This window comes from Paeniglutamicibacter sp. ZC-3 (assembly GCF_025847175.2).
Lineage (GTDB): Bacteria > Actinomycetota > Actinomycetes > Actinomycetales > Micrococcaceae > Paeniglutamicibacter > Paeniglutamicibacter sulfureus.
Genome location: NZ_JAOYTG010000011.1, coordinates 123,351 through 129,858, shown reverse-complemented (window position 1 = coordinate 129,858; position 6,508 = coordinate 123,351). Strand labels below are relative to the sequence as shown.

Sequence of the window (6,508 nt, the reverse complement as noted above, 5' to 3'; positions counted from 1 at the left end):
TCCGAGTAAATTTCATGATCGTAGCTGAGTCGGGCCGATGACAGAGCGATGCGGTAGTCGTCCTCCGATACCTGGCACCTGAGCGGTGTGCCCTCTTCAAGGTAGTGGGGAAGGGCGAGACGACTGTGTCCCTGCGGTGGCAGTCCACTCGCCGGCACGACTCGCCACCAGGTGACGGCGTGGCCGTAGTAGGCGAGCACTCGACCGACTGCCCGCGGAGCGTTGGACCCAAGTGCGTGCGCAATGTCACCGTATGTCATGACGCGCCCTGGCGGGATGCGCCTGATGACGTCGAGCACTGCGTCGACGAACTCCGGGCTTGGCATGCGTTAAGCCTACGGCCACAGCAGAGATTCGAATTGCGAGGATCGCGTGATTTTGAGGATCACCAAGCCAATTGGGCGCTGCTGAAGAGTGTGGGCTCGATCTTCGCCGATTAACCGAGTTGTGAGACCCCGAGGAGCGTACCAATGCCATAGGTGGCCGCGACGGCGATGCCGCCGAAGAGCAGCTGGCGGCCCGCGCTCGCGAAGGGGTTGCGGTCAGTGAACTTTGCGGCAGCGAAGCCCGCAGCGAGAAGACCCACTCCGCCGAAGAGGAGCCCCCACCCGAGGGTTCCGAAGCCGATCAGGAACGGAAGGACCGGGATAATCGCACCCACGCTAAAGGAGACAAGAGATGCGATTGCCGCCACCCTCGGCGATTGCTTTTCGTCGGGGCTCAAGCCAAGTTCGTGCGCGAGGTGCACTCTGAGCGCCTGTTCGGTGTTCGCGTGCACCTGTGAAGCGGCATCGCGAGCTGTACTAGGGTGCATGCCGAGCGACTCGAACATGATCGAGAGTTCGGCCTCCTCGCCTTCTGGATTGCGAGTGAGGGCGTCGCGCTCGGTGTCGATCTCAACTTGAAGCTGCTCGTTCTGCGTCCGCACGGAGGTGTATTCGCCAAGCGCCATTGAGATCGCGCCAGAGATGAGGCCCGAGATACCGGTGATCGCGATAATGCCAGGGGAAGCGCCTGCTGCGGCAATACCTGAAATGAGGCCGGTGTTTGAGACGAGGCCGTCCATCGCACCGAACACCGAAGCGCGAAGCCACCCAGACCCGGCGGAGGACGAGTGAGTGTGGTCGTACTCGTGTGGGTTTGCGATGTTGATTTCCTTCACGTGAGGCAACGTTAGCAATCATTCTCGATGCGTGAGAACCCGTTTTTGAAGGTGGTCGGGCCGCGCAAATCGACTGCGTCACGACGAAGATTTCCTCCGTGAATGGCCCAGTTTGTTACTCCGGGCGGGGGCTGCTGAGCTGAACGAGCACGTTGAGGTGCTGTTGGGCGATGACACGAACTCCCACAAGCAGAAGCGCAGAGAACAGGCACAATAGGCCGATCAAGATCAAAAACGTTCCGAGCATGGCTTGAAAGGGGGCTCCGGAGAAGAAATCACGGCTTGAGGTGCCCATGAAGATCATCCAGCCGAGAATCAAGAGGATCGGCGTGAGCGTAAAGAAGATTGCGGCGATACCGGGCAGGCCGATCCTCGGAGAAACTGAGCCGGATGCGTTCTGTGGTTGTGAATCGGTCATGGTTGAAGCTTATTCGGGAGGCCTGATGAGTGCCATGCCGTCTGGCTACGACTCCTTAGCTACAGTGCTGTCAGACGAGACGCTGAAATTGCTCCCCGCGAGCAAGGCTTCTAGTGCGGCCCGATGTTTTTCGTACGCGGTGCGACCTTGCTTGGTGATTCGAAATGTGGTCGTGCCGCCTCGCCCGCGGCCCGCCTTGGCGACCGTGATGTAGCTGGCCTCAGTCAGAGCAGTGGCCTGCTTGGAGAGGTCGGAATCGCTGACCCCCAATGCATCGCGCACAAACCCGAAATCTGCGTCTTGAGCGTGGGCAAGCAGTGCCATAAGCGCGAGCCGTTTGGGCGCGTGAATGACCGGGTCGAGGTCGGAAATCATGCCAGTCGAACCCGTACACGATCGGCAGCCCGCTCGTAGGCGATGCCGAACCAGGTCAGCCCACCCAGGCATGCCACGAAACTTACCGGAATGCTTACCCAGAGTGAACTCGTGACGGCCAGCGCGAAGACGCCTGCTATGAGTATGATCGTGCCGAGTAAGTACCAGTTGAAAACTCGGCGGATTTCTTGGGGAGCCTTGCCCTTTGGGGTGACGCCGCGGCGTTTTCTTTGGTCGAGGATCACGACAAGTGCAATGAGCACGATCGTAAGGGTCGGGATAGACCCCAAAGGGGTGCGCTCGGAAAACAATCCCTGCGTTTGCGTCACGAGCAGCACGAGGGCTGGACCCGTGAGGCTGATCAGGAGAGTGTGCCACCAGGGGGACCTGGGGAGAGCGATATGGGGCGCGGCGGCTGCCCGCTCGGCCTCGCGGAGCTGTTGTTGAATCTCATTACTTTCCATGTTGGAAAGATTAAGCTATCACTTTCCAGTCTGTCAAGTGATCGATTCTGTGGATCACTTCCTGCCTGCGCGCGAGTCTGCGGCGGATTTCAAGATCTACGGGTGAGGCGTCTCTCGGAGTACCCGGTATCGAATGCAAATGAAATCGCGATTGCGAGCGTGGTCAATGATTTCGAGTTGCAGATTTCGCGGAAGGAGAGGCTGGCCGGAACCAAGTGTTACCGGCGCGAACTGTACCCAGACTTCGTCGAGTAGCTCAGCATCTGCGAACTGGCCAGCAAGGTCGCCACCGCCCACCACCCAAATATCTTTTCCCTGCGCAGCTAGGACGGCCTCTGCGTGAGCCTGCGTCACTGAACCCTGAACAAAGCGGATATCTGCGCCTTCTGGAACGGGCAGGTCGCGATGAGTGAATACCCAGACCGGCTGCTCGTAGCCCCACTCATCTTGGTTGCTCAGTAGCCACTCATACGTGGAAGCACCCATGAAGAGAGCGCCAATTCCTTTCACGAACTCTGGGTATGCCATGGGGCCTTCGAAATCGAAGTCCTGCTTGAACAGCCACTCAAGGGAATGCTCGGGGGTGGCGATGAACCCGTCGAGGCTTGAAGCAGTATAGAAGTGGGTGGTCATGGGAGCGCACCTTTCTTGCGATGTTCTGGAAATCAGGGTCAGAGTTCTGCATCATTGAGCGCAAGCCGCAAGTTATATGGATTCCTCGTCCCTTCGATGCCAGGCAAACCAGGCGACCACACAGAAGGCTGCGAGCATGACGAGGTCAGCGATGAACGCAACTGGGACAGATCGAGATATCCGCGCAACCGGGAACGCAGCCGCCGCAAATACCAACAACACAGCGCTCCAGCGGGGCGTGAGCCCGGTCCACCAATGCATTGCGCCCAAGGACAAAAGCGCGACCGGAAAGAGCGGTCCGGCCAGAATCAGCACAATAGCCACCGGGAGTGGGTAGATGTCGAAAGTAGCTAGCGAGCGAAACTCGGTGATACCGAACACACTCTCAAACACGCCTTGCAGCCCGAACGCGACGGTGCCGAACATGCCGATCAGCACCAGAAGCATCCATAGCCCCGACAGAAGGGGAAACCGGGGGCGGAGGGCGTTGTATTCCCCAATGAGTCCGTACACCCAGGGCACGGCGGCTATGGCAATGAGAAGCCCGCCGGTCACTCCATAGTGTCCGTCGATCCAGAAGAGCGGTGACAGGGCGAACAGCAAGGGTCCGATAATCAGACCAAGGCTTTCCAAACGGCGTACCACCATGCCCAAAGAGTAACACTGCCAAAGCTCTGGCGCTTAGCCGGGCGTAAAAATGCATGGTCACACCCCGTGCGCTGATGCCGGGCGCGGAGATCCAGCAATGGGCGTCCCGATGCCACGTGGTGAGTGATCCCTCCCGGTTCGACCCGGCCGTTTCACCCTTCTCATTTGGGTCTCATCATTCTCAGCCATACTAGTGGGCATGGGATTGGGAAAAACTGGCAAGATCGTGGCCTGGCTGGCGGTGTTCTTGACCTTGGGGCTGGGGACCTATGTGGTGGCGCTGGGACTCACTGCTCCCCCTGCTGTCAATCTGGGCCCGGCAATCACCGTCGAGGAGGGTCCGACACCGTCCAACCCGTCGTCCTCGTCCGTGGATCCCACTCCCAAGCCGAAGCCAACCGCTCCCTCGCCCACCAAATCGTCGAAGCCCCCGGCCAAGCCCTCCGTCAAGCCTTCGCCAAAGCCGCCGGTCCTGCCCAGCAAGTCGGCACCCGTCAAGCCGCTTCCCCCGTCCTCCGTGGACGACGACGACGATGACGACGATGACTTCGAAGAGTCGGATGACGACGATGACTAGGATCACCCGACTCGCCCGGCATCTGGCAAGGTTCTTCGCCAGCACACGCGTTGCCCGGCGAGGGTTCTCCGTGCGCACCCGCGTGCTTGCGGGCATGCTTGGACTGATCACCTTGGCGTTCGCCGTCACGGGCACCGTGGTCTATCTCCTGCAGGTTCGCACCATGGACGCCCGCATCGACGACTCGCTCAAGCGCAGCGTCCAGGAATTCCAGGTGCTGGCCGCCCGCAGTTCCGAATCGGCAACCGCTTCCGCACCGCTCACGGCCGAGGCCCTGCTGTACACCGCCATGCAGCAGACCCTGCCGGCCAAGCACGAGGGCATGCTGAGCATGGTCAACAACGACGTGCGATGGACCGCCCCCGAGATCGTCCAGCTGCGCCCGGAAAACGACCCGGAGTTCATCGCCTGGGCGGTGAACTCCGCCCCGGACGAAAGGGTCATGCTCCAAACTGTGCCCACTGCCAAGGCCACCTATCGAGTGGTGAGCATTCCGCTGACCCTCGCCCAGCCCCAACCACCTGCCCACCTGTTCCTTGCCTACGACTACACCGCCGAGCGGCAGGCCCTGAATCGCGGCTTCCTCATGTATGTGGCGGTCGGCCTCGCCATCTTGCTGGTGGCAGGAGCCGCCGGCTGGTTGCTGGTGGGCAGGTTCCTGCGCCCCGTGGCCCTGCTGCGCGACACCGCCCGGAAGATTTCCGAATCGGACCTGTCCCAGCGCATCAAAGTGGTCGGACGCGACGACCTCGCCGAACTCACGATGACTGTCAACGCCATGCTGGACCGCGTGGAGAACGCCATGGTTTCCCAGCGCCAGCTCCTTGACGACGTGGGCCACGAGCTCAGAACGCCGGTGACCATCGTGCAGGGGCACCTTGAGCTCATGGACCCCTTGGATCCAGAAGACGTCAACCAGTCACGGGACATCGCGCTGGCGGAACTGGACCGAATGTCCTTCCTCATCAACGACCTGGTCACCCTGGCGAACTCCAACAGGGTCGACTTCGTCCAGCCTGCCGCCACGAACATCGGCACCCTGCTCGACGACTTGTTGGACAAGGCGCGTCCGCTCGGCGACCGTGTCTGGAGGATCGGCCACCGGGTCGAGGCCACTGCCGATGTCGATCCACAGCGCATCACCCAGGCGATGCTGCAATTGTGCTCCAACGCCGTCAAGTTTTCCGCCGACGGGTCCACAATTACCATGGGAACCAACATCACGACGGACTCCGGCAACGAGGTCCTGCGGTTCTGGGTCCGCGACGAGGGAGTCGGGATCGCAGTGACTGACCAGGAGCGAATTTTCGAACGCTTTGGCCGTGGCCACAATTCCAAACGCACCGAGGGTTCCGGACTGGGACTGAACATCGTCTCGGCGATTGCCGGAGCACACGGAGGAAGCATCGGGGTCAGCTCCGATGTGGGCGTTGGCTCGACCTTCGTCATTGAAATCCCCATTGCCCCGGAGAAAGAAGAAGATGAGCCGAATACTGATCATTGAGGACGAGGACCGCATCAGTTCCTTTGTCGCCAAGGGCCTCAAGGCCGCTGGCTTCGCCCCGACCGTCGCCGACACGGGCAAGGAAGGCGGGTACCTTGCCCAGACCGGAGACTTCGAGCTGATCGTCCTGGATCTTGGATTGCCCGACGAGGACGGTTTCTCGGTTCTTGCGCGCATCCGCTCCACCAACGTCGATACCCCCGTCATCATTCTCACGGCGCGTTCGAGCATCGACGACACCGTTGCGGGGCTCGAAGGCGGCGCGGACGACTACATGGCCAAGCCCTTCCGGTTCGAGGAGCTCCTGGCCCGGGTGCGGCTGCGGCTGCGTCCGCAGGCGGCGGTACACGAGGAGCAGGTAATTCGAGTCGGCCCGCTGGAACTCGATTTCGGGAGCCGCCGGACGCGTCTGCACGGTCGCGAGATCGACCTGTCGGCCAGGGAATTCGGGCTGGCCGAGGCCTTTATGCGAAACCCCGGGCAGGTGCTCAGCCGGGAGCAATTGCTATCCAGGGTGTGGGGCTATGACTTCGATCCCGGGTCAAACGTCGTTGACGTGTATGTGCGCTACTTGCGCAACAAATTGGGCGCTGAATGGTTCACCACGGTGCGTGGCATGGGGTACCGCTTCGAGGATCCGTCCTGAACCGCTGCCGGGCATCCGAGTCCTGGCACCTGATGTGACAGTCCCCGCGGCCGCGGCAGCCCCTTCCGGACCCTGGTTGGA

General features: G+C 61.1%; 10 protein-coding genes. 3 read left to right on the top strand and 7 right to left on the bottom strand.

Annotated elements, in window-relative coordinates; translation table 11 throughout:
* The 7 genes from OIU93_RS12880 to OIU93_RS12850 form a co-directional block, all read right to left on the bottom strand.
* Window positions 1–326, bottom strand: a 326-nt coding sequence (locus OIU93_RS12880) for an MGMT family protein (RefSeq protein WP_264270473.1), incomplete at its 3' end; no start/stop codon positions are given.
* Between the two features lie 110 nt (window positions 327–436).
* Complete coding sequence (locus tag OIU93_RS12875) at window positions 437–1,162, bottom strand: VIT1/CCC1 transporter family protein (protein ID WP_007273067.1); 726 nt, start codon at window positions 1,160–1,162, stop codon at window positions 437–439.
* A gap of 115 nt (window positions 1,163–1,277) precedes the next feature.
* Entirely contained in the window at window positions 1,278–1,580 is a 303-nt protein-coding gene (locus OIU93_RS12870; protein ID WP_007273068.1) for a hypothetical protein, read from the bottom strand.
* Window positions 1,581–1,625: 45 nt separating this feature from the next.
* Window positions 1,626–1,955 carry a transcriptional regulator gene (locus tag OIU93_RS12865; RefSeq protein WP_007273069.1) on the bottom strand — a complete coding sequence of 110 codons (330 nt, stop codon included), beginning with the start codon at window positions 1,953–1,955 and terminating at the stop codon, window positions 1,626–1,628.
* Window positions 1,952–2,419 carry a hypothetical protein gene (locus tag OIU93_RS12860; RefSeq protein WP_007273070.1) on the bottom strand — a complete coding sequence of 156 codons (468 nt, stop codon included), beginning with the start codon at window positions 2,417–2,419 and terminating at the stop codon, window positions 1,952–1,954. Before OIU93_RS12860 ends, OIU93_RS12865 begins: the two co-directional genes overlap by 4 nt.
* 96 nt (window positions 2,420–2,515) lie before the next feature.
* Window positions 2,516–3,052: a dihydrofolate reductase family protein gene (locus OIU93_RS12855; protein WP_007273071.1), complete on the bottom strand. Its 537-nt coding sequence runs from the start codon at window positions 3,050–3,052 to the stop codon at window positions 2,516–2,518.
* A gap of 72 nt (window positions 3,053–3,124) precedes the next feature.
* Window positions 3,125–3,700: a hypothetical protein gene (locus OIU93_RS12850; protein ID WP_007273072.1), complete on the bottom strand. Its 576-nt coding sequence runs from the start codon at window positions 3,698–3,700 to the stop codon at window positions 3,125–3,127.
* Window positions 3,701–3,899: 199 nt separating this feature from the next.
* Between OIU93_RS12850 and OIU93_RS12845 the strand changes: the two genes are divergently transcribed.
* Genes OIU93_RS12845 through OIU93_RS12835 form a run of 3 tightly spaced genes read left to right on the top strand, consistent with a single transcriptional unit; the run spans window position 3,900 to window position 6,427 of the window.
* Complete coding sequence (locus OIU93_RS12845; protein WP_264270472.1) at window positions 3,900–4,277, top strand: hypothetical protein; 378 nt, start codon at window positions 3,900–3,902, stop codon at window positions 4,275–4,277.
* Window positions 4,270–5,781, top strand: a complete 1,512-nt coding sequence (locus OIU93_RS12840; protein WP_264270471.1) for a cell wall metabolism sensor histidine kinase WalK — start codon at window positions 4,270–4,272, stop codon at window positions 5,779–5,781. The genes OIU93_RS12845 and OIU93_RS12840 overlap by 8 nt, the downstream gene beginning before the upstream one ends.
* Entirely contained in the window at window positions 5,759–6,427 is a 669-nt protein-coding gene (locus tag OIU93_RS12835; RefSeq protein WP_264270470.1) for a response regulator transcription factor, read from the top strand. The genes OIU93_RS12840 and OIU93_RS12835 overlap by 23 nt, the downstream gene beginning before the upstream one ends.
* The last annotated feature ends 81 nt before the right edge of the window (window positions 6,428–6,508 follow it).